This is a genomic window from Pseudomonas sp. UBA6323 (assembly GCF_002439135.1).
Lineage (GTDB): Bacteria > Pseudomonadota > Gammaproteobacteria > Pseudomonadales > Pseudomonadaceae > Aquipseudomonas.
In genome coordinates, this window is the sequence record NZ_DJSX01000063.1 from 11709 (window position 1) to 37328 (window position 25620).

The window sequence follows — 25620 nt, forward strand, 5'->3', positions numbered from 1 at the left end:
GAGGCGTCTGGGTAGGAGCGAGCTCTGCTCGCGAAACGCTTCTTCGCGAGCAGAGCTCGCTCCTACATGTTCGGGCTACGCTTGCTTGCAGCTTATCGGCTCAGGCGCAGCGCGTTGAGTACCACCAGCAGCGAGCTGAGCGACATGCCCACGGCCGCCCAGATCGGCGTGATCCAGCCCAGGGCGGCAAAGGGCAGCACGAGACCATTGTACAGCGTCGCCCAGGTCAGGTTTTCGATGATGATGCGCCGCGTGCGCTTGGCCAGTTTCAGGCCATCGACCAGGCTACCCAGACGGTTCGACAACAGCACCGCGTCGGCACTGGTTTTCGCCAGGTCGGACGCCGAGCCCATGGCCACGCTGATATCTGCAGCGGCCAGCACCGGTACGTCGTTGACGCCATCGCCGAGCATCAGCACGCGACGACCTTCGCCATGCAACTGCTTGAGCACTGCCAGCTTGGCGTCCGGGGTCAGGCCGCCACGGGCGTCATCAATGCCGAGTTGACGGGCGACTTCGCCGACCATCGGCGAGCTGTCGCCTGAAAGCAGATGGATATGCCAGCCGCGGGCGCGAGCGGCGGCGATCAGGTCGGGGGCATCCTCACGCAGGCGGTCGTCGAGGACGAACCAGGCCAGCGGTCCCTGTTCATCGCCCAGCAGCAGCCACTGGCCATGCTCGCTGGCAATCGACGGTACGGCGTGGCCGCTCAGGGCGCAGACGAAGCTGGCTTCGCCGATGCGTAGCAGGCGTCCGTCGACGCTGCCCTGCAGGCCCTGGCCCGGATGGCTGTCGACGGCTTGTGCGGCACGTGGCGCCTGGCTGAAGGCTCGGGCGATAGGGTGCTCCGAGCGGTTCTCCAGCGCGGCGGCCAGCGCCAGGCAGTCGCCCTCGTCGAGGTCGCGCAGCGGATGGATGGCCTTGAGCGTCAACCGGCCCTCGGTCAGGGTGCCGGTCTTGTCGAGCACCAGGGTGTCGATCTGGTTCAGGCCTTCCAGCACATGGCCGCGGGTCAGCAGCATGCCCAGTTTGTGCAGGCTGCCGGTGGCGGTGGTCAGCGCCGTCGGCGTGGCCAGTGCCAGGGCGCAGGGGCAGGTGGCCACCAGCAGGGCGAGCACGACCCAGAAGGCGCGGCTGGAATCGATTTCCCACCAGGCGAAGCCGACCACGGCGGCGGATACCAGGATGAACAGCAGGAACCATTGCGAGACCCGGTCGGCGATCTCCGCCAGGCGCGGTTTCTCGCTCTGCGCCCGTTCGAGCAGACGCACGATGGCCGACAGGCGAGTGGCATCGCCCAGCGCCTGTACCTCGACGGTCAGCGGGCCTTCGACATTCAGCGTGCCGGCCGTTACCCCGTCGCCGATGCTGCGCGCCTGGGGTAGGTATTCCCCGGTAAGCAGCGATTCGTCGACGCTGGACTGGCCAGCGAGGATACGGCCGTCGGCAGGAATCAGCGAGCCAGGCTGCACCAGTACCCGCTCGCCGACACGCAGTTCGCTGAGCAGGATGCGCTGGCTCTGGCCGTCTGCCTCCAGGCGCAGGCATGAGGCGGGCAGCAATTGCACCAGTTGCGCGGTGGCCGCTGCCGTGCGTTCGCGGGCGCGGCGCTCCAGGTAGCGTCCGGCAAGCAGGAACAGGGCGAACATGCCCACCGCGTCGAAATACAGCTCGCCCTGGCCGGTGATGGTAGACCAGATGCCGGCTACGTAGGCGCCGCCGATCGCCAGGGAGACCGATACGTCCATGGTCAGGTGGCGGGTACGCAAGTCGCGCAGCGCTCCGCGGAAGAACTGTCCGCAGCAGTAGAAGACGATGGGGGTGGTGAGGAACAGGCTGGTCCAGCGCAGGATCTTGTCCAGCTCCGGCGACAGGTCGATGTTGAATTCCGGCCAGGTGGCCATGGTCGCCATCATCACCTGCATCCACAGCAGGCCGGCCACGCCCAGTTCGCGCATGCGCCGGCGGTTTTCCGCAGCCAGGCGTTCGGCCGCCTCATCGGCACGCCAGGGGTGGGCGGCATAGCCGATGCGGCGCAATTCGGCGAGTAGCTTGCTCAACGGAATCTGGCTGTCCTGCCAGCGCACCTGCAGGCGGTGGTTGGACAGGTTCAGGTGTGCTTCGGCCACGCCCGGTACGCCGCGCAGGTGCTTCTCGATCAGCCAGCCACAGGCGGCACAACTGATGCCCTCGATCAGCAGCTGGGTTTCGCTCAGCTCGCCCTCGTGCTGGACGAAAGGGCGTTGCACATCGCTGCGGTCATACAGTGCCAGCTCATCAGGCAATGCCTGCGGCAGGGCTTGCGGGTTGGCAGAGTTTTCGCTGCGATGGCTGTAGTAATGCTCCAGCCCACCGGCGACGATGGCTTCGGCCACGGCCTGGCAGCCGGGGCAGCACATTTCGCGGGTCTGGCCGAGGACTTCGGCGCGGAAATGGCTGCCGGCAGGCACCGGCAGACCACAGTGGAAGCAAGGAGTAGGGGCGGGCATCGGCTGGGTCAGTAGGAGGGATTGTCACCGATCAGGATGGTCTGGCCATCGGTGATGTTCTCTTCCTCGAACAGGCGCCAGTTCTGGCTGCCTTCCTGACCAAGCAGTTCGACGAAGCGACGGCCAATGACCTGATCGACCATCTGCCCGCGGTACTGGCCATCGGCGGCTGGCTGCAGGATGACGCGGCGATCACGCTCCGGCTGGGTCGGCGAAATCAGGTTAAGGACGATCTGCTGTGGCTTGCTGTTGCCTTGCAGCGACAGGGTGGCGACGCCGGTGGCGTTATCCAGTACCAGTTCGCCCTGCAGCTGCAGGCGCTCGGCCAGTTTCTCGCGCTCCAGCGACTGGTTGATGCCCTTGCCAACGTCGTAGTAGTCGTCGGAGATCAGCCCCGGCGGGTTCTTGGTGGCCAGGGTGAGCAGGGCAATACCCTGCACCACCGAGTAACTGAGCATCGCGATAATGAACCAGGGCCAGAATTGCTTGTACCAGGGTTTTACCGGCGAGGGTGCTTGTTCAGTCATGCTCTTTCCGTTGTCAGCGGACGCTGGGGCCAATGAAGCGGCTGTCGGCGTCGGTCGTGATACTGGGGTCATCCGCGGATTGTACGTGGAAGACGATGTTGTTGGCGCTCGAGGGCAGCTTCTCCGGCGCGATGGACAGCTCGACGGGGAAGGAATAGACCTCGCCGGCCAGTGTCCGCACTTCGCTCTTGCCTTCGTAAACCAGGCCGTCGAGACCGTCGGCGGTGATCACATAGGTCATGTCGCGCTGCGACTTGTTCATGATCTTCAGGGTGTAGACGTTCTCGATATGGCCGCGCTCGTTCTCGCGGAACAGCACGCGGTCCTTGAGCACATCCAGCCCCACCAGCGGGCGATGGGCCACGGCCCAGGCGAACAGGCCGATCATGGCGACCAGCGCGACAGCGTACCCGATCAGGCGCGGGCGCAGCAGGTGGGTCTTCTGGCCAGACAGGTTGTGTTCAGTGGTATAGCTGATCAGTCCCTTGGGATAGTTCATCTTGTCCATGATGTCGTCACAGGCATCGATGCACGCGGCGCAGCCGATGCACTCGACCTGCAGGCCGTCGCGGATGTCGATGCCGGTGGGACAGACCTGTACGCACATCTTGCAGTCGATGCAGTCACCCAGGCCCTGTGCCTTGTAGTCGGCGTCCTTCTTGCGTGGGCCGCGCTTTTCGCCGCGACGCGGGTCGTAGGAGACGATCAGGGTGTCCTGGTCGAACATCACGCTCTGGAAGCGCGCGTACGGGCACATGTAGATGCACACCTGCTCGCGCAGGTAACCGGCATTGCCGTAGGTAGCGAGGGTGAAGAAGCCGATCCAGAAGTAGGCCCAGCCACTGGCTTCGCCGGTGAATATCTCGATCACCAACTCGCGAATCGGCGTGAAATAGCCGACGAAGGTGATAGCGGTGAGCAGCGACACGCCGACCCAGATGCCATGCTTGGCCAGCTTGCGCCCGAATTTCTTGCCGCTCATGGGCTGCTTGTCGAGCTTCATGCGCTGGTTGCGGTCGCCTTCGGTGACCTTCTCCGCCCACATGAATACCCAGGTGAACACGCTCTGCGGGCAGGTGTAGCCGCACCAGACGCGGCCTGCGAATACGGTGATGAAGAACAGGCCGAAGGCGCAGATGATCAGCAGCCAGGACAGCAGCATGAAGTCCTGAGGCCAGTAGGTGGCGCCGAAGATATTGAATTTGCGTTCCGGCAGGTTCCACCAGACGGCCTGACGACCTTCCCAGTTCAGCCAGACGGTGCCGAAGAAGAGCAGGAACAGCAAAGCACCGCCAACGCGGCGAAGGTTACGGTAGAGGCCGGTGAACGCGCGGGTGTAGATCTTCTCGCGGCTGGCGTAGAGGTCGACGCTGACGTTCTTGGCAGGGGAAGGGGGGGTGACGTCCTGGACGGGAATCTGTTCACTCATCAATGCATACCAAAGCGGTTGGTTGGCAGCCCGGGCCGATGCGTGCCGGCTTAGGTCAGTTCACGGTAGCTATATGGTACGCCTGAAAGACAACGCCCGGGTGCGACCAGCGGTCGCGTTCCGGGCGTTCATTGACCCTTGTCAAAAGAGTCGTTCTGCGATTACTGCTCTTGTGCCTTGTGCGACAGGCTGTACACGTAGGCGGCCAGCAGGTGCACCTTGTCGTTGCCAAGGAATTCTTCCTGGGCAGGCATGTTGCCGTGGCGACCGTAGCGGATGGTCTGCTGCAGTTGCGCGTAGCTGCTGCCGTAGATGAACGCTGCCGGGTTGGTCAGGTTCGGTGCGCCCATGGCCGCAGTGCCCTTGCCGTCAGCGCCGTGGCAGGCGAAGCAGGTACCGGCGAAGACCTTCTGGCCTGCCTCGATATCGGCTTCCACGCCTTCCGGCAGTTCACGACCACCCAGCTGGGTCAGCACGTAGGCGGCGACGTTGCGTACACCGTCTTCGCCGATGGCAGGGCCTTGAGCCGGCATGGCGCCCTGGCGACCCTTGAGGATCGTGGTCTTGATGGTTTCCGGCTCGCCGCCCCAGCGCCATTCGGTGTCGGTCAGGTTGGGGAAGCCGTAGCTGCCCTTGGCATCGGAACCGTGGCAAACCGAGCAGTTGGAGGCGAACAGGCGACCACCCATTTTCAGGGCTTGCTCGTCCTTGGCTACTTCCTCGATCGGCATGGCGGCGTACTTGGCGAACAGCGGGCCGTATTGCTCATCGGCGCGCGCCATTTCCTTCTCCCACTGATGCACGCCGGTCCAGCCAGTGTGACGCATGGAGCCGTCCGCGATCTGTACGCCAGCAGCGAAAGGCGTCTGCTTTTCGTTGTCGACGTAATCGTAGCCCGGCAGCAGGCCTTTGAAGTTGCCCAGGCCCGGATACAGCACGAGATAGCCGAGGGCGAAGACGATGGTGGCGACGAACAGCATGAACCACCACTTTGGCAGCGGGTTGTCATACTCCTCGATGCCGTCGAAGCTGTGGCCGACGGTTTCTTCGGTGGTTTCCTGGCGCTGACCCTTGCGAGTGCCGAAGATCAGCCAGGTCAGGGCGAAGATGGTGCCCAGAGACAGAATGGTTACGTACCAACTCCAGAACGTGGTCATTGGTTATTGCTCCTGGAAGAGTCCTGATCGCCCTTGGACTCGGGCTTGGGGTCGTCAGCGAAGGGCAGGTTGGCAGCTTCGTCGAAGCTCGATTTGCGCTTGCTGCTGTAAGCCCAGAGCACCACGCCGATGAAGGCGATGAAAACCACCGCCGTGCCGATGCCGCGAATCATCCCGATGTCCATAGCGTCTTACCGTTTGTTCTTGATGGAAGTGCCGAGAACCTGCAGGTACGCGATCAGCGCGTCCATTTCGGTATTGCCTTTCACGGCATCGCGGGCACCGGCGATATCTTCGTCGGTGTAGGGGATGCCGAAGCCACGCATGACTTCCATCTTCTTGGCGGTGTCGCGGCCGTCGAGCTTGTTCTCCACCAGCCATGGGTAGGCGGGCATCTTGGACTCAGGCACGACGTTGCGCGGGTTGTACAGGTGGGCGCGGTGCCACTCGTCCGAGTAGCGGCCGCCGACACGGGCCAGATCCGGGCCGGTACGCTTGGAGCCCCACAGGAAGGGGTGATCCCAGACGCTTTCACCGGCGACGGAGTAGTGGCCGTAACGCTCGGTCTCGGCGCGGAACGGACGAATCATCTGCGAGTGGCAGCCGACGCAGCCCTCGCGGATGTAGATATCGCGACCTTCCAGTTGCATGGCGGTGTAGGGCTTGAGGCCTTCCACCGGCTCATTGGTGACGTCCTGAAAGAACAGCGGAACGATCTGGGTCAGGCCACCGATGCTGACGGCAATCACCATCAGCAACGCCATCAGGCCGATATTCTTCTCGATGATTTCGTGTTTCATCAGTGAGCGCTCCCTTGAACTGCGGGAATCTGCGCGGCCGCTTCGTACTCAGCCGGCTTGGCGGCGCGCACGGTGCGCCAGGTGTTGTAGGCCATCAGCAGCATGCCGGTGACGAAGAAGGCGCCGCCGATCATGCGCACAACAAAGCCTGCATGGCTGGCTTCCAGCGCTTCGACGAAGGAGTAGGTGAGGGTGCCGTCTTCGTTGACTGCGCGCCACATCAGGCCCTGGGTGATGCCGTTGACCCACATCGAGGCGATGTACAGCACGGTACCGATGGTAGCCAGCCAGAAGTGGGTGTTGATCAGGGCGATGCTGTGCATCTGCTCGCGACCGAACACCTTCGGAATCAGGTGGTACAGCGAACCGATGGAGATCATCGCTACCCAGCCGAGGGCGCCGGCGTGTACGTGGCCGATGGTCCAGTCGGTGTAGTGGGACAGGGCGTTGACGGTCTTGATGGCCATCATCGGACCTTCAAAGGTCGACATGCCGTAGAACGCCAGCGACACCACCAGGAAACGCAGGATCGGGTCGGTGCGCAGTTTGTGCCAGGCGCCGGACAGGCTCATCATGCCGTTGATCATGCCGCCCCAGCTTGGAGCCAGCAGGATGACCGACATGGCCATGCCCAGGGACTGCGCCCAGTCAGGCAGGGCGGTGTAGTGCAGGTGGTGCGGGCCGGCCCAGATGTACAGGGTGATCAGCGCCCAGAAGTGCACGATGGACAGGCGATACGAGTAGATCGGACGCTCGGCCTGCTTGGGCACGAAGTAGTACATCATCCCCAGGAAACCGGTGGTCAGGAAGAAGCCCACGGCGTTGTGGCCGTACCACCACTGGATCATCGCGTCGGTCGCGCCGGCATAGGCCGAGTACGACTTGAACAGGGTCACCGGCATGGCGGCACTGTTGACGATGTGCAGCATCGCGGTCACGAGGATGAAGGCGCCGAAGAACCAGTTGCCCACATAGATGTGCTTGGTCTTGCGCTTGACGATGGTGCCGAAGAACACCACCAGGTAGGTGATCCAGACGATGCCCAGCAGGATGTCGACCGGCCACTCGAGCTCGGCATATTCCTTGGAGCTGGTGTAGCCCATCGGCAGGGTGATCACCGCAAGGACGATGACCGCTTGCCAACCCCAGAAGGTGAAGGCAGCCAGACCGTCGGAGATCAGGCGCGTCTGACAGGTGCGCTGGACCACGTAATACGAGGTCGCGAACAGTGCGCATCCGCCAAAGGCGAAGATCACCGCGTTGGTGTGCAGCGGGCGCAGACGGCCGAAGCTCGTCCACGGCAGGCCCAGGTTGAGTTCTGGCCACACGAGTTGTGCGGCGATGAACACGCCTAGACCCATCCCAATGACCCCCCAGATCACCGTCATAATGGCGAACTGGCGGACCACCTTATAGTTATAAGCAGTCTGACTGATTGCTGTGCTCATGCTAGGGGTTCCACGGTTAATGGAGTTTTATGGGGCAAAAATCGGCGGCAAGTATGGAGAAAGCAGGTAGCCATTGCAACGCAACATGCCGACGCGAACAGGGTTTCAGAGGCTTTAACGGGCCTTGCGAGAGGGCCGGGAAAACGCTCTGTCAGCTTTTGGCGCAATCAGTTTGCGCAGCGCTAAGAAAGGATCGCCTTGGAGTTGTGACGGATGGCGACTGAAAGGCAGCTTAGCCCAGTTCAAGGAAATTGCAGGGCTATTGGTCGGCGGGTGCGACACTGGGTCGCACATATATAAGGAGGGACCGGCGACCTTGATCGGCCGCCGGCAAAGCAGGGGGGTTACTCGTTCTTGCCCTGGCTCAGCTTGAGCACGTAGGCAGCCAGCAGGTGAGCCTTGTCGTTGCCGAGAAAGTCTTCCTGTGCCGGCATGTTGCCGCTGCGACCATAGCGGATGGTCTGTTGCAGTTGCGCGAAGCTGCTGCCGTAGATGAATGCGCTCGGCTGAGTCAGGTCCGGTGCGCCCAGGGCGGGCGTGCCCTTGCCGTTGGCGCCGTGGCAGGCGAAGCAGGTGGTGGAGAAGATCTTCTCGCCTGCCGCGACATCCACGACTTCGCCTTCCGGCAACTCACGACCACCCAGCGAGGTCAGCACATAGGCGGCTGCGTTGCGCACGCCATCTTCGCCGATCACTGCTACCTGGGGCGGCATCATGCCATGACGTCCCTTGAGGATGGTGGTCTTGATGGTTTCCGGCTCGCCGCCCCAGCGCCAGCTGTCATCGGCCAGGTTGGGGAAGCCATAGCTGCCCTTGGCGTCGGAGCCGTGGCAGACCGAGCAGTTGGAGGCGAACAGGCGGCCGCCCATTTTCAGCGCGCGCTCGTCCTGGGCCACTTCCTCGATCGGCATGGCGGCGTACTTGGCGAAGATCGGGCCATACAGCTCATCGGCACGATCCATCTCGCGCTGCCACTGGTTGACCTGGGTCCAGCCATCCTCATAGCCCGGCAGTAGGCCCTTGAAGTTGCCCAGGCCCGGATAGAGCAACAGGTAGCCGACGGAGAACACCAGGGTGCCGAGGAACAGCATGAACCACCACTTCGGCAGTGGGTTGTCATACTCCTCGATGCCATCGAAGGCGTGGCCCATGGTCTGTTCGGTCGGGTTCTTGTGCACTTCGCTCTTGCGGGTGGCGAAGATCAGCCAGAACAGCGCGACCAGTGAACCGACGGTCAGCAGGGTGATGTACCAACTCCAGAAGGTGGTCATGCTTGGGTCCTCGAAACGGCGGGCTTGGGCTCATCAGCGAAAGGCAGGTTGGCCGCTTCGCTGAAGGCGTCGCGGCGTTTGCCGCTGTAGGCCCAGAGGGTGACGGCGGTGAAGGCGATAAGCACCAGCACGGTACCGATGCCGCGCACGATGCCGATATCGATAAGCTCGAACATGGCGCTCACCTCTTGTTCTTCACGGCGGTGCCAAGCACCTGCAGGTAGGCGACCAGCGCGTCCATCTCGCTCTTGCCCCTGACCGCATCACTGGCGCCGGCGATGTCGTCGTCGCTGTAGGGCACGCCGAGCATGCGCAGTGCGCTCATCTTCTTGGCGGTGTCCTTGCCATCGAGAGTGTCCTCAACCAGCCACGGATACGCGGGCATGATCGACTCGGGCACGACGTTGCGCGGGTTGTACAGGTGGGCGCGATGCCACTCGTCCGAGTAGCGACCGCCGACACGGGCCAGGTCCGGGCCGGTGCGCTTGGAACCCCACAGGAACGGGTGGTCCCAGACGCTTTCGCCAGCGACGGAGTAGTGGCCGTAACGCTCGGTCTCGGCACGGAACGGGCGGATCATCTGCGAGTGGCAGCCGACGCAGCCCTCGCGGATGTAGATGTCGCGTCCTTCCAGTTGCAGTGCGTTGTAAGGCTTGAGGCCATCGACCGGCTCGTTGGTGACGTCCTGGAAGAACAGCGGGACGATCTGGGTCAGGCCACCGATGCTGACCGCGAGGATCATCACCAGGGCCATCAGGCCGATATTCTTCTCGAGAATCTCGTGTTTCATCAGTGGGCTCCTTCTACCGAGAACTGCGCAGCGGCTTCCATCTCGGTCGATTGGGCGCTACGTACGGTCAGCCAGACGTTCCAGGCCATCAGCAGCATGCCGGCGAAGAAGATGGCGCCGCCGATTACCCGCACCACAAAGCCGACATGGCTGGCTTCCAGCGCTTCGACGAAGGAGTAGGTGAGGGTGCCGTCTTCGTTGACTGCGCGCCACATCAGGCCCTGGGTGATGCCGTTGACCCACATCGAGGCGATGTACAGCACGGTGCCGATGGTGGCCAGCCAGAAATGGCCATTGATCAAGCCGATGCTGTGCATCTGCTCGCGGCCGAACACCTTGGGAATCATGTGATACAGCGAGCCGATCGACACCATGGCAACCCAGCCGAGGGCGCCGGCGTGTACGTGGCCGATTGTCCAGTCGGTGTAGTGGGACAGGGCGTTGACGGTCTTGATGGCCATCATCGGGCCTTCGAAGGTCGACATGCCGTAGAACGCCAGCGACACCACCAGGAAACGCAGGATCGGGTCGGTACGCAGTTTGTGCCAGGCGCCGGAGAGGGTCATCATGCCGTTGATCATGCCGCCCCAGCTCGGGGCCAGGAGGATCAGCGACATCACCATGCCGAGGCTCTGCGCCCAGTCAGGCAGGGCGGTGTAGTGCAGGTGGTGCGGGCCGGCCCAGATGTACACCGCGATCAGCGCCCAGAAGTGGACGATGGACAGGCGGTAGGAGTAGACCGGGCGACCGGCCTGCTTGGGCACGAAGTAGTACATCATCCCCAGAAAGCCCGCAGTCAGGAAGAAGCCCACGGCATTGTGGCCGTACCACCACTGCACCATGGCATCGGTAGCACCTGCATACAGCGAGTAGGACTTGGTCAGGGTGACCGGGATTTCCAGGTTGTTGACCACGTGCAGAATGGCCACGGTGAGGATGAACCCGCCGAAGAACCAGTTGCCGACATAGATGTGGCTGACCTTGCGCTGCACCACCGTACCGAAGAAGACGATGGCGTAAGACACCCAGACGATGGTGATCAGGATGTCGATCGGCCATTCCAGCTCGGCGTATTCCTTGGAGCTGGTCCAGCCCAGGGGCAGGGTAATGGCCGCAAGCACGATCACCAGTTGCCAGCCCCAGAAGGTGAAGGCAGCCAGCTTGGGCGCGAACAGCGTGGTCTGGCTGGTGCGTTGCACCGCGTAGTAGCTGGTGGCGAACAGGGCGCAGCCACCGAAGGCGAAGATCACCGCATTGGTATGCAGCGGACGCAGACGGCCGAAGCTGGTCCACGGTAGGTTCAAGTTAAGTTCGGGCCAGGCCAGCTGGGCAGCGATGAATACGCCGAGTCCCATGCCGACGATGCCCCAAACCACCGTCATAATGGCGAACTGGCGAACCACCCTGTAGTTGTAGGCGGAACGGGTTGTTGTGTTCATGTCTGGGCTTCCATCCACGGTTATGGCAGAGCGGCCGATAACCGTGGTGGACGCAGGCATGAGCAAGCCACGGACACCACGGATATCGACGCGAGGCAAGCATGAGCAAAGGGCCATCTAGGTTTATTGACGCCGGTCAATGTGAGCAGGGGCTACCCTGGCTGTGGGACGAACCGCCGCAGGGGGCGTCGAGCACGCTGATCCTGGCTCATGGCGCCGGCGCGCCGATGGACAGCCCGTTCATGCAGCACATGGCGCAGGGCCTTGCAGCGTGCGGCGTGCGCGTGGTGCGCTTCGAGTTCGCCTACATGGCGCAGCGGCGGATAGATGGGCGCAAGCGGCCGCCCAACGCGCAGGCGCAACTGCTGCAGCAATGGCGTGACATACATGCCCAGGTGCGCCAACGGGTCGCAGGGCCTGTGGCCATCGGCGGCAAGTCCATGGGCGGGCGCATGGCCAGTCTGCTGGCCGACGAACTGGGTACCTCGGCGCTGATCTGTCTGGGCTATCCCTTCTACGCGGCCGGCAAACCGGAAAAGCCGCGAGTCGCCCATCTGGCCGAGTTGCGCACGCCGACGCTGATCATCCAGGGGGAGCGCGATGCACTGGGCAATCGCGCGGCTGTCGCGGGTTATGACCTGTCGCCCGCCATCGCGCTGCACTGGCTGCAGGCGGGCGACCACGATCTCAAGCCGCTGAAGGCGTCCGGTTTCAGTCACGAGCAGCATCTCGACACAGCGGTCCGGACCGTCGCGCGGTTTCTCGGCGCAGGCTGAAGGGGGTATCGGCTCCTGTAGCCGGGTTAGGTTCGGGAGATCGATAGCGAATGATCCCCGGATTTCATCCGGGCTACCTGCTGCGTTGTCGCGGCGGACGTACGAAAGCGGTTGAGTTTGACTGGCTGGTCACGCAATGTGACAGCCAGGTGCAGGGCCCATCCAAGCGCGGCCTCCGCTTGCTGTTGAAGGCTTGCCGACAACTGTGCCACGCCGTGGGGCGAATCCTCATGACGGAAATATTGCACTGCACCAGACTGGTGCTGAATGTTTTCGGGTTGTAGGTAACTTGTTGATAGGGAAGGATTATTAGTGCTGGCTCGGGCCTTGCAGAGAATGCCGCAAGTCCGGGTGACAAGGAGTACGGCATGGCCCGCACCTTTTATGACGAGATGTATGACGCGAGCGGCGCTGTCCGCCCGCACTACCGCGAATTCGCCCGATGGCTGGCCGAGACGCCGGACGATCTGCTGGCCCAGCGCCGACGAGAAGCCGACCTGCTGTTCCACCGCGCCGGTATCACCTTCACCCTCTATGGGGATGACCAGGGCACCGAGCGTCTGATCCCCTTCGACATCATCCCGCGCGCCATCCCCGCCAGCGAATGGCGCATCGTCGAACGCGGCTGCATCCAGCGCGTGCAGGCACTCAATCTGTTCCTCGCCGACCTCTACCACGATCAACGGGTCATCAAGGCGGGGATCATTCCGGCCGAGCAGGTGCTGGCCAACGAGGGCTACCAGATGGCCATGCAGGGCCTCGACCTGCACCGTGACATCTACGCGCACATCGCCGGGGTCGACCTGGTGCGTGACGGCGACGGCAGCTACTACGTGCTGGAAGACAACCTGCGCACGCCCAGCGGCGTCAGCTACATGCTCGAAGACCGCAAGATGATGATGCGCCTGTTCCCCGAGCTGTTCGCCGCGCAGCGCGTGGCGCCGGTGGACCACTACCCGAACCTGCTGCTCGATGCGCTGAAGAGCTCCAGCCCGTTGGACAATCCCACGGTGGTGGTACTGACGCCGGGGCGCTTCAATAGCGCCTACTTCGAGCACGCCTTCCTTGCTCGCGAGATGGGCGTGGAATTGGTGGAGGGCGCTGACCTTTTCGTGCGCGACGACAAGGTGTACATGCGCACAACCGCCGGTGCCCGTCAGGTGGACGTGATCTACCGCCGCCTCGATGATGCCTTCCTCGACCCGCTGGCCTTCAACCCCGAGTCCATGCTCGGCGTCGCCGGCCTGCTGTCGGCGTACCGCTCGCGCAATGTGGTGCTGGCTAACGCCATTGGCACCGGGGTGGCCGATGACAAGTCGGTCTACCCCTACGTCGGCGACATGATCCGCTTCTACCTCGACGAGGAGCCGATCCTGAAAAACGTACCGACCTGGCAGTGCCGCAAGCCGGAAGAACTGTCCCACGTACTGGCCAACCTGTCCGAACTGGTGGTCAAGGAAACCCAGGGTTCCGGCGGCTACGGCATGCTGGTCGGCCCGGCGGCGAGCAAGGCCGAGATCGAGAATTTTCGCGCGCGCCTGATCGCCAAACCGGAGGCCTATATCGCCCAGCCGACGCTGAGCCTGTCGACCTGCCCGACCTTCGTCGAGCGCGGCATCGCACCGCGCCATATCGACCTGCGCCCGTTCGTCCTGACCGGCCGCGAAACCCGCCTGGTGCCTGGCGGCCTGACCCGCGTGGCACTGCGCGAAGGTTCGCTGGTGGTCAATTCGTCGCAAGGCGGCGGGACCAAGGACACCTGGGTGGTGGAGGACTGATCATGCTGAGTAGAACCGCCTCCGATCTGTACTGGATGTCACGCTACCTGGAGCGCGCCGAGAACCTGGCGCGCATGCTCGACGTCAGTTATTCGCTGTCGCTGATGCCGCAGGACGGCCGTGGCGACGGCCTCGATGAACTGGCCATGCCGCTGTTGATCACCGGCACCCTGGATGACTACCTGGAGCGCCACGGCCCGCTGCACGCCGAGCGCATGCTGCACTTCTTCGCCCTCGATGCGAGCAACCCGGGCAGCATCTACTGCTGCCTGCAGGCCGCGCGCAGCAACGCCCATGCGGTGCGCGGGCGGATCACCGCCGACATGTGGGAGAACATCAACGCCACCTGGCTGGAGATGCGCGGTATCGCCGAGCAGGGTCTGGGGCGCTACGGCATCAGCCGTTTCTGCGAGTGGGTCAAGGAGCGTTCGCACCTGTTCCGCGGCGCCACCTTCGGCACCATCATGCGCGGCGAGGCCTATCGCTTCATCCGCCTGGGTACCTTCATCGAGCGCGCCGACAACACCCTGCGCCTGCTCGATGCGCGCTACGAAATGCTCGGCGAGGAGATCGACGAGCTGGAAGAGCGCACTGCGCGAAGCTATTACCAATGGAGTGCGCTGTTGCGGGCGTTGTCCTCGTTCGAGGCGTTCGCCGAGATCTACCGGGGCTCGCCGCGTACACGCAAGGTCGCCGAACTGCTGCTGCTGCGCCCGGACGTGCCACGTTCGCTGCGCGCCTGCATGGAGGAGCTCAACCTGATGCTCGCCGGTCTGCCCGGGGAGAACGGCCGCCCGGCACAGCGCCTGGCCGCCGAGCTGGATGCCCGCCTGCGCTACACCAGCATCGGTGAGGTGCTCGACGAAGGCCTGCACGCCTGGCTCACCGACTTCATCCTGCTGGTGCGCCAGCTGGGCAACACCATCCATACGTCCTACCTGGAGGTCGCATGAGACTTTCGATCAGCCACGACACCACCTACCGTTACGATGATCAGGTGCGTGCGAGCATCCAGTACCTGCGTCTGACCCCGCACGACAGCGAGCGCCAGCAGGTGCTCAGCTGGCAGCTCGACCTGCCGCGCCCGGTGCATGCCCAGCTCGATCCCTACGGCAACATCCTGCACGTGCTGACCCTGGACGAGCCGCACGAATCCATCGTCATCGGCGCCCGCGGTCAGGTGGACATCGACGAAAGCTGCGAGGCGGAGCACGAGCGCCAGTCGGCGTTGCCATTTCTGCGTTTCACCCGCCTGACCCAGGCCGACGACGCCATCCGCGAGTTCGCCGCGCAGCAGAGCAGGGCGCGTACCGATCGCACCGGCCTGACCGACCTGATGCATGCACTTAACGCCCATATCGCCTATCAGCCCGGAATTACCGAAGTGGACACCAGCGCCGCCGAGGCTTTCGCCGGTCGCCGGGGCGTCTGCCAGGATCACACCCACGCCTTCCTCGCTTGCGCGCGCAGCCTTGGGGTGCCGGCGCGCTATGTGTCGGGCTACCTGTACACCGATGACGCCGAACACCTGGCCAGCCACGCCTGGGCCGAGGCCTGGCTGGGCGGCGCCTGGTACAGCTTCGACGTGACCAACTGCCTGGCGCGCCCGGAGCGTCACCTCAAGCTGGCGGTTGGCCTGGATTACCTCGATGCCTGCCCGGTACGCGGCATGCGCCGCGGTGGCGGCTGCGAGCAGATGCACGCGCAGGTGCAGGTGGCGCCGCTATTGCAGGTGCGTCAGCAGTAGGTCGCCCTGCGGGAGCGGGACTGAACGAAGCCCCTCGGTTGCGAGTCTTTCCCTAATATCGGCGCGCCTGTGGTCGAGGTGCGCCAGACGAAGAGGACTCGAACGATGATTGCCTACACCATGGTGGGCACGCGGGATCTGCCGCAAGCCCTGCGTTTCTATGACCCGCTTTGCGCCGAAATGGGCCTGCAGGTTTGCTGGAAGGACGAGGCCTCGGTCGGCTACGGCCGGGTCGAGGATCTGGCTTTTCCACGTTTCTACGTCGGCTATCCCTACGACGGCAACCAGGCCAGCGTCGGCAATGGCGTGATGACCGCGTTCCAGTTCGCCGAGCCGGAGCAGGTCGACCGCCTGCATCGTCTCGCGCTGAGCAATGGCGGACGCGACGAGGGCGCGCCGGGCTATCGTCCGCGCTATGGCGAGGGCTTCTATGCGGCCTACGTCAGGGACCCGGACGGCAACAAGCTGGCCTTCGTCGTCTATCCGCGCGGGTAGGATGCGCCGCGCACCATCCTCTTGCGCATGGCATGAGCGGCCGCTACTCGCCGGTGCCTACTGACTTTCGCTGCGCTGATCCCGAATATCGGCCATGTGCGCCAGATAGGTGATCAGCTCGGTCAGCTCCTGTTCGCTCAGCACCTGCTGGGTGAACCCCGGCATGCGCCCCTGCGGCCAGCGCCGCAGGCTCTGCGGATTGCGGATATATTGGCGCAGAAAGTCGCCTGTAAAGTACTCGGTCGGGTTGTGCGGCATATTCAGGTCCGGGCCGAACTCGGAATCGCCAGCACCGTTGAGGCGATGACAGGCCATGCAGTTCTTCTGATAGACAGCGAAGCCTGCGCGGATTTCTGCGTTGGCATCCGTTGCCGGCAGCAGGGCAGGGAAGCGCTGCTCGACCGGCGCCAGCTGGCGAAGCCTGGCGACCTGAAAGGGCCATTGCTCTGGGCCGATCTGGCTGGCCGCCGGATCGCTCCAGACCAGATAGAAGGGTCCGGCGCTGGGCTTGCCCTTGGCCAGCGGCGGCCAGGGATGCTGCGGGTCTTCGATGGCCAGCCAGGCCTTGGCGCCCTCGCTGGCCAGCAGAATCGCTGCCGGCAGCTCGGCGGCAAAGCCGTCCAGGGCCACGGCCTGCAGATGATCGCCCGGCGTCACGCCGCTCAGCAGTGCGCTGATCGGTACGGCGCGATATTGCATGGCGCGTTTGTAGCTGACGTCGTCGGTGATCTCGATATCGCGGGCCAGCGGGTGCTGCAGCAGTTCGCTGGTGTTCCAGGTGTGCCGCCCCTTCTCAAGCTGCACTTCGAACTCGGCAGCCTGCAGCGCGCCGGCCAGGGTGATCAATGCCAGCAGCAGGGTTGTTTTCATTCGCGGTTCTCCAGCAGTGGCCGTAGATCCTCATAGGCGCCGGCATTGATCACTTGGCTGTAGCCCATTTCTTCCAAGGTCTGCTGCGCGATTGCCGAGCGGCGCCCGCTGCGGCAGTACAGCACCAGTGGACGATCCTGATCCGGGGCGACGCTGGCGATCTGCGCGGCGATCTCTTCGTGGCCGATACGGATCGCGCCGGGCAATGCTCCTCCTGCAAACTCCTCGGCGCTGCGAACGTCGATCAGCAGGCTATCGCTGCGCTGCAGGACGGAAATGGCGGCGGGCTGATCGATTTCACCCGCTTGGGCATTGAACAGCGTGAGCAGGCCGGTAAGCAGAAGAATGATGCGCATGGAGTGCTCCGGAACGAGTCGATTGGCCCGGCAGCGTTGTCTGAGGCTGCGATGCAGTCTAGGATGCGGCGCTCGACGTGACGGGAGTAGCAGATGTTAGCCGAGTTGTTCGCTGTTCTGGCCCCGGTTTTGATTGCAGCGGGTATCGGCTATGGCTGGGTGCGTAGCGGTCACGCCTATCCCACCGATTTCGTCGCGCGGCTGGTGCTGAATATCGGCACGCCCTGCTTGGTACTGTCGACCCTCAGTCGCGCCGAGCTGGACCTCGGTGCGTTCTCGCAGATGGCCCTGGCCTGTGTACTGGTGATGCTGTCGATGGGCCTGGTGGGGCTGCTGCTCAGCCGCCTGTTCGCCATCGACTGGAAAGTGCTGGTGCCGGCCTACCTGTTTCCCAACTCCGGCAACATGGGCCTGCCCATGGCGCTGTTCGCCTTCGGCGAGGCCGGCCTGGCCTTGGCAGTGGCCTTCTTCCTGGTGTTATCGGTGGGGCATTTCAGCATCGGCATGCTGTTGTCCGGGGCCGAGCGCTCGATCAAGGGGCTGCTGGTCAACCCGATCATGATCAGTCTGGCCCTGGTGCTTCCCGTGCTGTTCCTCGATTTCCAGTTGCCCCGCTGGCTGGCCAACACCGTGGACCTGCTGGGCGGCATGACCATCCCGATGATGCTGCTCACCCTGGGCGTATCGCTGGCGAGCATCCGCGTGCGGCACCTGGGCAACGGCATGCTGCTGGGTCTGCTGCGCATCCTCTGTGGTGCGGCACTGGGCTGGATCATTGGCTGGGCGGTCGGCCTGCAGCCGCTGGCGCATGCCGTGCTGGTGCTGCAATCGTCGATGCCGGTAGCGGTATTCAACTACCTGTTCGCCGTACGCGCAGGCCGTTCGCCGGAGCAGGTCGCCAGCCTGGTGCTGTGCTCGACGCTGCTGGCATTCGTGCTGATTCCCTTGCTGCTGGCCTGGTGGATACCCGCGCTGCGCTGAACGCGACGCGGAGTCGGCACAGTAGCGGGTGCTTTAGACATTCAACCGACCAGACGGGTCAGGTTGGGAAGAATCAGGATGACCGCCGTGGCGAAAAGGATGACTCCAGCCTGGCGGTATTTCGGCTGTTTGAACATGGCCGTATGCCTTTTGTTGTTATGGGGCGTTGGGTGCCTGCGGTACTGCCTGGCAGGTCGTAGCGTCACGCCCGGGCGTGGTTCTGATTCGCCGCTCCGGCATGTCCCGGCAACGGCTCCCTGTGCCCGTTTGGTGGCGGGAACAGGATTAACTCTAGGGCTGACATCACCGATCCTTTAGATGACTTGGTTGCTAATGGTCCCTGGTTAGAACTTCGGGCTATGCCTGAGTCCTGCCCGTTGCGCAGCGAGGCTTGAGGCAGAGGGCCTGCTTGGCCTTCACCGCTTGCGCAAGGGCAAACGACCGTTCGTCTGAGCTTAGTGGTCAATGGCGCTGAGCGCTTCGGTCATTGAGCCCCGGCGCCTCGGCGTTATGGTAGGCAGGCTCAATATGAACATGCGTGGTTGGGGCAACCTGTTCCGCCAGCGCCGTATTAGTCTCCGAGGACGCCATGACCGAAGCATATATTTTCGACGCGGTGCGCACGCCCCGTGGCAAGGGCAAGAAGGACGGCGCGCTGTACAGCGTCAAGCCGGTGCAGCTGGTTGCCGGGCTGCTGAATGCCCTGCAGGCGCGTAACGAGCTGGATACCAGCCAGGTGGACGACGTCGTCCTCGGCTGCGTGACGCCGGTGGGCGATCAGGGCGCCGATATCGCCAAGACCGCTGCCATGGTCGCGGATTGGGACGTCAGCGTGGCCGGCGTGCAGCTCAACCGCTTCTGCGCTTCGGGTCTGGAGGCGGTGAACCTGGGCGCGATGAAGGTGCGCTCCGGCTTCGAGGATCTGGTGGTGGTTGGCGGTGTGGAATCCATGTCGCGCATTCCCATGGGCTCGGACGGTGGTGCGTGGGTCATGGACCCGGAAACCAACATCCACAGCAATTTCGTCCCGCAGGGTATCGGCGCCGACCTGATCGCTACCCTGGAGGGCTTCAGCCGCGCCGATGTCGATGCCTTCGCCCTGCGCTCGCAGCAGAAAGCGGCGCGTGCCAGCGCCGATGGTTCGTTCGCCAGGTCGCTGGTGCCGGTCACCGATCAGAACGGCATCGTGCTGCTCGACCATGACGAATTCATCCGCGGCGACTCCACTCTCGAAGGCCTGGGCAAGCTCAAGCCCAGCTTCGAGATGATGGGGCAGATGGGCTTCGACTCCACTGCGCTGCGCGTTTACAGCCATGTCGAGCGTATCGAGCATGTGCATACGCCCGGCAACAGCTCCGGCATCGTCGACGGCGCGGCGCTGATGCTGATCGGCTCCGAAGCCAAGGGCAAGGAACTGGGCCTGAAGCCGCGCGCGCGCATCGTCGCCACGGCGGTTACCAGTACCGATCCGACCATCATGCTCACCGGTCCTGCGCCGGCCACGCGCAAGGCGCTGGCCAAGGCGGGGTTGTCCATCGACGACATCGACCTGTTCGAGGTCAACGAGGCCTTCGCCTCGGTGGTGATGAAGTTCATGAAGGACATGGGCGTGAGCGAGGACAAGGTCAACGTCAACGGAGGCTCCATCGCCATGGGCCACCCGCTGGGTGCCACCGGCTGCGCCATCCTCGGCACGCTGCTCGACGAGCTGGAGAAGCGCCAGCTGCGCTACGGCCTCGCCACCTTGTGCGTCGGCGGTGGCATGGGTATAGCCACGATTATCGAGCGAGTCTGACCAGTAGGGCGGGTGAAACCCGCCATTCGTGTGTTGGCGGGTTTCACCCGCCCTACGCAGCTCCCACATCTTGGGAAGAGAAGATAAAAATGACTGACGCCATCCGTTACGAAAAGGGCCAGGACAATATCGTCGTCCTGACCATGGACATGCCCGGCCAGAGCGCCAACACCATGAACGCGGTGTACCGCGAGGCCATGGGGCAGATCGTCGACCGCCTGGAAGCGGAAAAGGACTCGATCGCCGGGGTGATCGTCACCTCGGCGAAGAAAACCTTCTTCGCTGGCGGCGACCTCAATGAGCTGATCAAGGTCACCCAGGCCGAGGCTCAGGGTTTCTACGAGATGATCCTGAAGATCAAGGGTCAACTACGCCGCCTGGAAACCCTCGGCAAGCCGGTGGTTGCCGCCATCAACGGCGCGGCGCTGGGCGGCGGCTGGGAAATCGCCCTGGCTTGTCACCACCGTATTGCCCTGAATGAAAGCCACGTGCAGCTCGGCTTGCCGGAAGTCACCCTGGGCCTGCTGCCGGGCGGTGGCGGGGTAGTACGCATGGTGCGCCTGCTTGGTCTGGAGAGAGCTCTGCCGTACCTGGCCGAGGGCAAGAAGGTACGCCCGGATGCAGCGCTCAAGGCCGGCCTGATCCACGAATTGGCCAGTGATCGCGAGGACATGCTGGCCAAGGCCCGCGCCTGGATCGCCGCCAACCCGGCTGCCAAACAGCCATGGGACGTGCAGGGCTACAAGATTCCCGGCGGCACGCCGAGTTCGCCGAACGTGGCGCAGATGTTGGCCATCGCCCCGAGCGTGTTGCGCGACAAGACCAAGGGCTGCTTCCCGGCGCCGGAGAAGATCATGTGCGCGGCCGTCGAAGGTGCGCAGGTCGACTTCGATACCGCGCAGATCATCGAGGCGCGCTACTTCACCGAGCTGACCTGCGGTCAGGTGGCGAAGAACATGATCGGCACCTTCTGGTTCCAACTCAACGAGATCAATGCCGGCGGTTCGCGCCCACAGGGCTATCCAAAATCGGTGACCAAGAAGGTCGGCGTGCTCGGTGCCGGCATGATGGGCGCTGGCATCGCCTACGTATCGGCAGCGGCCGGCATCCAGGTGGTGCTCAAGGATGTTTCCCTCGAAGCGGCGGAGAAGGGCAAGAGCTATTCGGCCAAACTGCTGGACAAGAAAGTCGCCAAGGGCCACATGAGCGCCGAGCAGCGCGAGGCCTTCCTGGGGCTGATCAAGGCCACCGACAGCGAGGCGGATTTTGCCGGCTGCGACCTGATTATCGAAGCGGTATTCGAGGATCGTGCGCTCAAGGGCAAAGTCACTGCCGCCGCTGAAGCCGCTGCGCTGAGTGACGCGGTGATTGCCTCCAACACCTCGACGCTGCCAATCACCGGCCTGGCTACTGCCGTGGCCAAACCGCAGAAATTCATCGGCCTGCATTTCTTCAGCCCGGTGGACAAGATGCCGCTGGTGGAGATCATCCGTGGCGAGAAGACCAGCGACGAGACCCTGGCGCGCGGCTTCGACTACGTCATGCAGATCAAGAAGACGCCCATCGTGGTCAACGACAGCCGCGGCTTCTTCACCTCGCGAGTGTTCGGCACCTTCACCAACGAAGGTCTGGCCATGCTCGGCGAAGGCGTCAGCGCAGCGATGATCGAGAACGAGGCGCGCAAGGCCGGCATGCCGGTCGGGCCACTGGCGATCAGCGACGAGGTGTCGTTGAGCCTGATGAACCATGTCCGCCAGCAGACCATCAAGGACCTGGCGGCCGAGGGCAAGTCGATTCCCGAGCACCCGTCCTTTGTCGTGATCGACCTGATGCTCAATGAGTACAAGCGTCCGGGCAAAGCGGCGGGGATGGGCTTCTACGATTACCCTGCCACTGGCAAGAAGCACCTGTGGCCAGAGCTCAAGGCGCGTTTCGAAAAGGCCGATGCGCAGATCTCGCAGGAGGACGTGCGCGACCGTATCCTGTTTATCCAGGCCATCGAGACGGTTCGCTGCGTGGAAAAGGGTGTGCTCAATGCGGTGGCCGACGCCAACATCGGCTCGATCTTCGGCATCGGCTTCGCGGCCTGGACCGGCGGTGCGCTGCAGTTCATCAATCAGTACGGGGTGAAGGACTTCGTCGCCCGTGCGCAGTACTTGGCCGAGCAGTATGGCGAGCGCTTCCTGCCGCCGGCGCTGTTGCTGGAGAAGGCGGCCAAGGGCGAGACGTTCTGAGCTCTACGGCCATGGCGTTCGTGCTCCGAGCCCTTTCAGGCGGGCAATGAGAAACGGGCCGCCAGGGCCGTTTCATTGACTCGCATGCATCAGTCTTCCAACTGGTCGCGGGTTACCTCGCCGCTCTTGCCGTCGATGCGAAACTCGTAGAGGCGGCCGTCCTGCTTGAGGCCTTCGCCTTCCCAGTAGCCATTTTTGTCGGCTTCGATCTTGTGCAGTTCGGTGTAGCCGGCCTCACGGGCCTTGCTCAGGGCATCGTCGATGCTGATCCAGTCGCTGCCGGGGCGATCCGCCAGGGCGTTACCGGCCAGCAGTAAACTGCCTGCGAGCAGGCCGATCAGGTTGCGGGTATGCATGGTCTGGTTCCTCTTTCCGTTGAAGATGCCTGGAGGAGTCTAGACCATCGCGATTTCACGCCGCCTGGCACCACCCCTGGCGAATGCACACGGCCTCGTGGATCGCCAGCATCTCGCTGTGACGGGTCGGCATGCGCAAGGTCAGCATGCTGCCGTCATCGAGCTGCAGAGCGGCTTCGCTTTCGAACTGCAGGCCGCCGTCCTGCAGGTGAACGTAGGTAACGCCGTAGGCGTCCAGGCTGAGTTGGCTGTGCATGGCTGCTCTCCTGTGGGCGTGTCAGCTCGGACGCGCGTCGCGGGCTGCAGTGGCCGCCTGCTCGGGACGAACCGGTGCAGCGGTGTGGAAAGCGGAGGCGGCGGCAAAGCTGGCGAGCGCGGCGTAGATGCTCATGATCGATATCCTTCTGTGCGGATGGGGGGCGACTGCCCGATGTGTCGATATTCGTCGCGCCCTGGCAATCACAGAAGTGAATGCCGTGCATGGTCACTATCGAAGCGGCTGATGGTGATTCGATCCGGCCCGGTTCCTTCCTGGTGTTGTCAATTTTAATTGACGACCGTTCGTGGCGTTGCACAGTGGCAAGGACGTGCAAATATGTCTGAAAATAGGGGCTGACTATTTCTTTGTGCAGATTCATGTGTTAAGTAAAACGCACAAATTCCCCGCACTCCGTGCTCACCACAGGAAACCTCATGTCACTGCGTATCTGCATCCTGGAAACTGACATCCTCCGCCCTGAACTGGTTGACCAGTACCAGGGTTATGGCCGCATGTTCGAGCAGCTGTTCGCTCAACAGCCGGTGGCGGCGGAATTCAGTGTCTACAACGTGGTGGAGGGGCATTACCCGCCCGATAGCGAGCAATTCGATGCCTATCTGGTGACCGGCAGCAAGGCCGACTCCTTTGGCCGTGAGCCATGGATTCAAACGCTCAAGGAGTACCTGCTGGAGCGCTACCAGCGTGGCGACAAACTGTTGGGCATCTGCTTTGGTCATCAGCTACTGGCGTTGCTGCTGGGCGGCAAGGCCGAGCGCGCAGAGCAGGGCTGGGGTGTGGGCGTACACAGCTACCGTCTGGACAGCAAGCCAGAATGGATGAGCCCGGCTCTGGACGAGCTGCAACTGCTGATCAGTCACCAGGACCAGGTTACCCGCCTGCCGGAGAAGGCCACTCTGCTGGCTTCCAGCGATTTTTGCCCGATTGGTGCCTACCACATCGAAGACCAGGTGCTGTGCTTCCAGGGACACCCCGAGTTCGTTCACGACTACTCACGTGCGTTGCTCGATCTGCGTCAGCAGCACCTCGGTGAGCAGATTTACCAGCAGGGCGTGGACAGCCTCCAGCACTCGCAACAAGGTAATGCAGTGGCCGAGTGGATGATGCGCTTCGTGGCGCAAGGCAAGGCCGCCAAGGCCTGAGCCTGACTGGAGACAAAAAGCCCGGTTAGCCGGGCTTTTCATGCGTGTTCGGCAGGCACGAAGTAGGGTGAGAGGTGTTCGCTTCGGTTTGGTGGCGGGCTGCTGCGCTGGCGCTTGAGGCCTTCTGCAAGGTCCAGGTGATGGGCCAGTTTATGGCTGCATTCGATATTGCGCGCCACGGCGCTAGCCGAGCTCTTGCCAATGCCGCTGAGCGCCAGCAGGGTTGTGAGCAAAGACAGACTGGCGAGCAGTATCAGGCGGCTGCGTTGGCTTCTGATCATGATCTTCCACTCAACCCAGCGATACAGCGCCGAGCAGGGCGGGCAATTGGCTGATCAGGCTATGCAGCGGGCCCGGCTGTTCGAGCGTCGGGACGCTGGGCTGCAAGGTGGCATAGCTCAGCACCAGTACCGTGGAGGTACTGATCAGATACAGGCCGATGGCGGCGAGGGCGCCGTTACGGGCGGCTTGGGAGAGGCGGGACATGTTCTGTGCTCCAGGTCTGGCGTTGACATGGGCACAGAATCGCTTAAGTCATTTCGATTGAATAATGGATGCTCTGCAGAGTAACTATCGATCAATTTGATGGTTGGCGCGGGCGTCGTTTCACTTCGGTGGCCCGCGCGATCACTTATACCGTGGCCAACTCCTGGTCCATGCTGGCGATGCACTCGCTCATGGCCTGCTGGCAGCGCTCGATCAACGCCGGCATGTCGTCCAGGCTCAGGCCGGCAGTGGGAATGGCCGGCAGCGAGCGAATCAGGATGCGTCCGCTGTTCCAGCGATTGAGGCGCATGGCTTTGCTGTAGTTGCTCACGCACACCGGGATGATCGGTACGCCGGCAGTGATCGCCATCTGAAACGCGCCTTTCTTGAACGGCAGCAGGCCGCGGCCGAGGTTGCGCGTGCCTTCGGGGAAAACCCAGATCGAGGTGTCGCGGTGACGCAGGGTTTCGGTGGTGGTCAGCATCGCGCGCTTTGCGGCGACCGCGTTGCTGCGATCGATCAGCACGTTGCCGGCCAGCCAGTACAGCTGGCCAAAGAACGGCACCCACTTGAGGCTCTTCTTGCCGATGCTCACGGTGCGCTCCGGCACCACGCGGCCGAGCACATAAAGATCGAAGTTGGACTGGTGGTTGGCGATGATCACGCAGGAGCGCTGGTGCTCCAGCAGCGGGCCTACGTCTGTCTTCAATTTCAGACGCAGCAGGCGCAGGGCGGGCAGCGAATAGAGGCGTGCACACAGGCGGCTGTTGTCAGGGTTGAATGGGCGACACAGGCCGAGCAGCAGGCCAAGAAGGCCGGCCACGATGAAATGCACGCCCATCAGCAGCATGCGCACAACGAAGAGCATTTGGGGAGAACCATCAGAGGAGGGGCGCGCAGTGTACGGGCGTTCACTCTGGCGGGCAATTAGTGGAAACTACCGCCGGGCGCGCGGTAACATCCTGAATTGTCGCAGA

The 25620-nt window shown here is 63.2% G+C and carries 28 protein-coding genes; 9 read left to right on the top strand and 19 right to left on the bottom strand.

What is annotated here, in order from left to right; translation table 11 throughout:
• Positions 1-92: 92 nt before the first annotated feature.
• The 11 genes from B3P22_RS14435 to ccoN (B3P22_RS14485) form a co-directional block, all read right to left on the bottom strand.
• Entirely contained in the window at positions 93-2489 is a 2397-nt protein-coding gene (locus tag B3P22_RS14435) for a heavy metal translocating P-type ATPase (protein ID WP_296271439.1), read from the bottom strand.
• An 8-nt stretch (positions 2490-2497) separates the two neighbouring features.
• Complete coding sequence (locus tag B3P22_RS14440; protein ID WP_296271440.1) at positions 2498-3016, bottom strand: FixH family protein; 519 nt, start codon at positions 3014-3016, stop codon at positions 2498-2500.
• Between the two features lie 13 nt (positions 3017-3029).
• Positions 3030-4445, bottom strand: coding sequence for a cytochrome c oxidase accessory protein CcoG (ccoG, locus tag B3P22_RS14445; protein ID WP_296271441.1), 1416 nt, complete (start codon positions 4443-4445; stop codon positions 3030-3032).
• Between the two features lie 161 nt (positions 4446-4606).
• Entirely contained in the window at positions 4607-5602 is a 996-nt protein-coding gene (gene ccoP / locus B3P22_RS14450) for a cytochrome-c oxidase, cbb3-type subunit III (protein ID WP_197856325.1), read from the bottom strand.
• A complete protein-coding gene (locus B3P22_RS14455) occupies positions 5599-5787 on the bottom strand; it encodes a cbb3-type cytochrome c oxidase subunit 3 (RefSeq protein WP_197856326.1) in 189 nt (62 codons plus the stop codon). The genes ccoP (B3P22_RS14450) and B3P22_RS14455 overlap by 4 nt, the downstream gene beginning before the upstream one ends.
• Positions 5788-5793: 6 nt before the next feature.
• Entirely contained in the window at positions 5794-6402 is a 609-nt protein-coding gene (ccoO, locus tag B3P22_RS14460; protein WP_017677204.1) for a cytochrome-c oxidase, cbb3-type subunit II, read from the bottom strand.
• Positions 6402-7850: a cytochrome-c oxidase, cbb3-type subunit I gene (ccoN, locus tag B3P22_RS14465; RefSeq protein WP_197856327.1), complete on the bottom strand. Its 1449-nt coding sequence runs from the start codon at positions 7848-7850 to the stop codon at positions 6402-6404. The genes ccoO (B3P22_RS14460) and ccoN (B3P22_RS14465) overlap by 1 nt, the downstream gene beginning before the upstream one ends.
• A 344-nt stretch (positions 7851-8194) precedes the next feature.
• Positions 8195-9121, bottom strand: coding sequence for a cytochrome-c oxidase, cbb3-type subunit III (ccoP, locus tag B3P22_RS14470; RefSeq protein WP_296271442.1), 927 nt, complete (start codon positions 9119-9121; stop codon positions 8195-8197).
• Positions 9118-9297: a cbb3-type cytochrome c oxidase subunit 3 gene (locus B3P22_RS14475; protein ID WP_197856329.1), complete on the bottom strand. Its 180-nt coding sequence runs from the start codon at positions 9295-9297 to the stop codon at positions 9118-9120. Before B3P22_RS14475 ends, ccoP (B3P22_RS14470) begins: the two co-directional genes overlap by 4 nt.
• Before the next feature lie 5 nt (positions 9298-9302).
• Positions 9303-9911: a cytochrome-c oxidase, cbb3-type subunit II gene (ccoO, locus tag B3P22_RS14480; protein ID WP_197856330.1), complete on the bottom strand. Its 609-nt coding sequence runs from the start codon at positions 9909-9911 to the stop codon at positions 9303-9305.
• Entirely contained in the window at positions 9911-11350 is a 1440-nt protein-coding gene (gene ccoN, locus B3P22_RS14485) for a cytochrome-c oxidase, cbb3-type subunit I (protein ID WP_197856331.1), read from the bottom strand. Before ccoN (B3P22_RS14485) ends, ccoO (B3P22_RS14480) begins: the two co-directional genes overlap by 1 nt.
• 101 nt (positions 11351-11451) lie before the next feature.
• Between ccoN (B3P22_RS14485) and B3P22_RS14490 the strand changes: the two genes are divergently transcribed.
• The 5 genes from B3P22_RS14490 to B3P22_RS14510 all read left to right on the top strand — a co-directional run bounded on the left by B3P22_RS14490 (position 11452) and on the right by B3P22_RS14510 (position 16146).
• Entirely contained in the window at positions 11452-12126 is a 675-nt protein-coding gene (locus B3P22_RS14490; protein WP_296271443.1) for an alpha/beta family hydrolase, read from the top strand.
• A 368-nt stretch (positions 12127-12494) separates the two neighbouring features.
• Complete coding sequence (locus tag B3P22_RS14495) at positions 12495-13904, top strand: circularly permuted type 2 ATP-grasp protein (RefSeq protein ID WP_296271444.1); 1410 nt, start codon at positions 12495-12497, stop codon at positions 13902-13904.
• 2 nt (positions 13905-13906) lie between these two features.
• Positions 13907-14857: an alpha-E domain-containing protein gene (locus B3P22_RS14500; protein WP_013715234.1), complete on the top strand. Its 951-nt coding sequence runs from the start codon at positions 13907-13909 to the stop codon at positions 14855-14857.
• Complete coding sequence (locus B3P22_RS14505) at positions 14854-15651, top strand: transglutaminase-like domain-containing protein (protein WP_197856332.1); 798 nt, start codon at positions 14854-14856, stop codon at positions 15649-15651. Before B3P22_RS14500 ends, B3P22_RS14505 begins: the two co-directional genes overlap by 4 nt.
• A gap of 105 nt (positions 15652-15756) precedes the next feature.
• A complete protein-coding gene (locus tag B3P22_RS14510) occupies positions 15757-16146 on the top strand; it encodes a VOC family protein (protein WP_275544861.1) in 390 nt (129 codons plus the stop codon).
• A 57-nt stretch (positions 16147-16203) separates the two neighbouring features.
• Here B3P22_RS14510 and B3P22_RS14515 read toward each other — a convergent pair whose 3' ends face one another.
• Both B3P22_RS14515 and B3P22_RS14520 read right to left on the bottom strand, forming a co-directional pair.
• Positions 16204-17016 (bottom strand): c-type cytochrome, encoded by an 813-nt coding sequence (locus B3P22_RS14515; protein WP_296271445.1) that lies wholly within the window; start codon positions 17014-17016, stop codon positions 16204-16206.
• Complete coding sequence (locus tag B3P22_RS14520; protein WP_296271446.1) at positions 17013-17372, bottom strand: rhodanese-like domain-containing protein; 360 nt, start codon at positions 17370-17372, stop codon at positions 17013-17015. The genes B3P22_RS14515 and B3P22_RS14520 overlap by 4 nt, the downstream gene beginning before the upstream one ends.
• A 93-nt stretch (positions 17373-17465) precedes the next feature.
• Here B3P22_RS14520 and B3P22_RS14525 point away from each other — a divergent pair, with 93 nt between their 5' ends.
• From B3P22_RS14525 to B3P22_RS14535, 3 genes are all read left to right on the top strand, one after another.
• Entirely contained in the window at positions 17466-18353 is an 888-nt protein-coding gene (locus B3P22_RS14525; protein ID WP_296271447.1) for an AEC family transporter, read from the top strand.
• Between the two features lie 589 nt (positions 18354-18942).
• Positions 18943-20148 carry an acetyl-CoA C-acetyltransferase gene (locus B3P22_RS14530; protein WP_296271448.1) on the top strand — a complete coding sequence of 402 codons (1206 nt, stop codon included), beginning with the start codon at positions 18943-18945 and terminating at the stop codon, positions 20146-20148.
• An 89-nt stretch (positions 20149-20237) separates the two neighbouring features.
• Complete coding sequence (locus B3P22_RS14535; protein WP_296271449.1) at positions 20238-22382, top strand: 3-hydroxyacyl-CoA dehydrogenase NAD-binding domain-containing protein; 2145 nt, start codon at positions 20238-20240, stop codon at positions 22380-22382.
• Between the two features lie 89 nt (positions 22383-22471).
• Here B3P22_RS14535 and B3P22_RS14540 read toward each other — a convergent pair whose 3' ends face one another.
• The 3 genes from B3P22_RS14540 to B3P22_RS14550 are packed head-to-tail and all read right to left on the bottom strand — an operon-like array spanning position 22472 to position 23129.
• A complete protein-coding gene (locus B3P22_RS14540; RefSeq protein WP_296271450.1) occupies positions 22472-22738 on the bottom strand; it encodes a PepSY domain-containing protein in 267 nt (88 codons plus the stop codon).
• 55 nt (positions 22739-22793) lie between these two features.
• A complete protein-coding gene (gene ptrC, locus B3P22_RS14545) occupies positions 22794-22994 on the bottom strand; it encodes a type III secretion system co-regulatory protein PtrC (RefSeq protein ID WP_013715243.1) in 201 nt (66 codons plus the stop codon).
• Between the two features lie 21 nt (positions 22995-23015).
• Complete coding sequence (locus tag B3P22_RS14550; protein ID WP_296271451.1) at positions 23016-23129, bottom strand: PA2485 family small membrane protein; 114 nt, start codon at positions 23127-23129, stop codon at positions 23016-23018.
• Positions 23130-23431: 302 nt separating this feature from the next.
• On the opposite strand from B3P22_RS14550, the gene B3P22_RS14555 reads away from it, so the two are divergent.
• A complete protein-coding gene (locus B3P22_RS14555; protein ID WP_296271452.1) occupies positions 23432-24157 on the top strand; it encodes an amidotransferase in 726 nt (241 codons plus the stop codon).
• A gap of 38 nt (positions 24158-24195) precedes the next feature.
• Here B3P22_RS14555 and B3P22_RS14560 read toward each other — a convergent pair whose 3' ends face one another.
• The 3 genes from B3P22_RS14560 to B3P22_RS14570 all read right to left on the bottom strand — a co-directional run bounded on the left by B3P22_RS14560 (position 24196) and on the right by B3P22_RS14570 (position 25511).
• Positions 24196-24438: a hypothetical protein gene (locus B3P22_RS14560; protein ID WP_296271453.1), complete on the bottom strand. Its 243-nt coding sequence runs from the start codon at positions 24436-24438 to the stop codon at positions 24196-24198.
• A gap of 10 nt (positions 24439-24448) precedes the next feature.
• Positions 24449-24643 carry a hypothetical protein gene (locus B3P22_RS14565; RefSeq protein WP_296271454.1) on the bottom strand — a complete coding sequence of 65 codons (195 nt, stop codon included), beginning with the start codon at positions 24641-24643 and terminating at the stop codon, positions 24449-24451.
• Positions 24644-24788: 145 nt separating this feature from the next.
• The gene (locus B3P22_RS14570) at positions 24789-25511 is read right to left on the bottom strand and encodes a 1-acylglycerol-3-phosphate O-acyltransferase (RefSeq protein ID WP_296271455.1); all 723 of its coding nucleotides are present in this window, start codon (positions 25509-25511) and stop codon (positions 24789-24791) included.
• Between the last annotated feature and the right edge of the window lie 109 nt (positions 25512-25620).

Coding starts and splice junctions, on each gene's coding strand:
- B3P22_RS14565 (WP_296271454.1), bottom strand. CDS start 24,643: ATGTCCCGCCTCTCCCAAGCCGCCCGTAACGGCGCCCTCGCCGCCATC.
- ccoO (WP_017677204.1), bottom strand. CDS start 6,402: ATGAAACACGAAATCATCGAGAAGAATATCGGCCTGATGGCGTTGCTG.
- ccoO (WP_197856330.1), bottom strand. CDS start 9,911: ATGAAACACGAGATTCTCGAGAAGAATATCGGCCTGATGGCCCTGGTG.
- ccoP (WP_197856325.1), bottom strand. CDS start 5,602: ATGACCACGTTCTGGAGTTGGTACGTAACCATTCTGTCTCTGGGCACC.
- B3P22_RS14475 (WP_197856329.1), bottom strand. CDS start 9,297: ATGTTCGAGCTTATCGATATCGGCATCGTGCGCGGCATCGGTACCGTG.
- B3P22_RS14570 (WP_296271455.1), bottom strand. CDS start 25,511: ATGCTCTTCGTTGTGCGCATGCTGCTGATGGGCGTGCATTTCATCGTG.
- B3P22_RS14435 (WP_296271439.1), bottom strand. CDS start 2,489: ATGCCCGCCCCTACTCCTTGCTTCCACTGTGGTCTGCCGGTGCCTGCC.
- B3P22_RS14560 (WP_296271453.1), bottom strand. CDS start 24,438: ATGATCAGAAGCCAACGCAGCCGCCTGATACTGCTCGCCAGTCTGTCT.
- B3P22_RS14540 (WP_296271450.1), bottom strand. CDS start 22,738: ATGCATACCCGCAACCTGATCGGCCTGCTCGCAGGCAGTTTACTGCTG.
- B3P22_RS14535 (WP_296271449.1), top strand. CDS start 20,238: ATGACTGACGCCATCCGTTACGAAAAGGGCCAGGACAATATCGTCGTC.
- ccoN (WP_197856331.1), bottom strand. CDS start 11,350: ATGAACACAACAACCCGTTCCGCCTACAACTACAGGGTGGTTCGCCAG.
- B3P22_RS14555 (WP_296271452.1), top strand. CDS start 23,432: ATGTCACTGCGTATCTGCATCCTGGAAACTGACATCCTCCGCCCTGAA.
- ccoN (WP_197856327.1), bottom strand. CDS start 7,850: ATGAGCACAGCAATCAGTCAGACTGCTTATAACTATAAGGTGGTCCGC.
- B3P22_RS14550 (WP_296271451.1), bottom strand. CDS start 23,129: ATGAGCATCTACGCCGCGCTCGCCAGCTTTGCCGCCGCCTCCGCTTTC.
- B3P22_RS14495 (WP_296271444.1), top strand. CDS start 12,495: ATGGCCCGCACCTTTTATGACGAGATGTATGACGCGAGCGGCGCTGTC.
- B3P22_RS14525 (WP_296271447.1), top strand. CDS start 17,466: ATGTTAGCCGAGTTGTTCGCTGTTCTGGCCCCGGTTTTGATTGCAGCG.
- ccoG (WP_296271441.1), bottom strand. CDS start 4,445: ATGAGTGAACAGATTCCCGTCCAGGACGTCACCCCCCCTTCCCCTGCC.
- B3P22_RS14520 (WP_296271446.1), bottom strand. CDS start 17,372: ATGCGCATCATTCTTCTGCTTACCGGCCTGCTCACGCTGTTCAATGCC.
- B3P22_RS14515 (WP_296271445.1), bottom strand. CDS start 17,016: ATGAAAACAACCCTGCTGCTGGCATTGATCACCCTGGCCGGCGCGCTG.
- B3P22_RS14455 (WP_197856326.1), bottom strand. CDS start 5,787: ATGGACATCGGGATGATTCGCGGCATCGGCACGGCGGTGGTTTTCATC.
- B3P22_RS14505 (WP_197856332.1), top strand. CDS start 14,854: ATGAGACTTTCGATCAGCCACGACACCACCTACCGTTACGATGATCAG.
- B3P22_RS14440 (WP_296271440.1), bottom strand. CDS start 3,016: ATGACTGAACAAGCACCCTCGCCGGTAAAACCCTGGTACAAGCAATTC.
- B3P22_RS14530 (WP_296271448.1), top strand. CDS start 18,943: ATGACCGAAGCATATATTTTCGACGCGGTGCGCACGCCCCGTGGCAAG.
- B3P22_RS14510 (WP_275544861.1), top strand. CDS start 15,757: ATGATTGCCTACACCATGGTGGGCACGCGGGATCTGCCGCAAGCCCTG.
- ptrC (WP_013715243.1), bottom strand. CDS start 22,994: ATGCACAGCCAACTCAGCCTGGACGCCTACGGCGTTACCTACGTTCAC.
- B3P22_RS14500 (WP_013715234.1), top strand. CDS start 13,907: ATGCTGAGTAGAACCGCCTCCGATCTGTACTGGATGTCACGCTACCTG.
- ccoP (WP_296271442.1), bottom strand. CDS start 9,121: ATGACCACCTTCTGGAGTTGGTACATCACCCTGCTGACCGTCGGTTCA.
- B3P22_RS14490 (WP_296271443.1), top strand. CDS start 11,452: ATGAGCAAAGGGCCATCTAGGTTTATTGACGCCGGTCAATGTGAGCAG.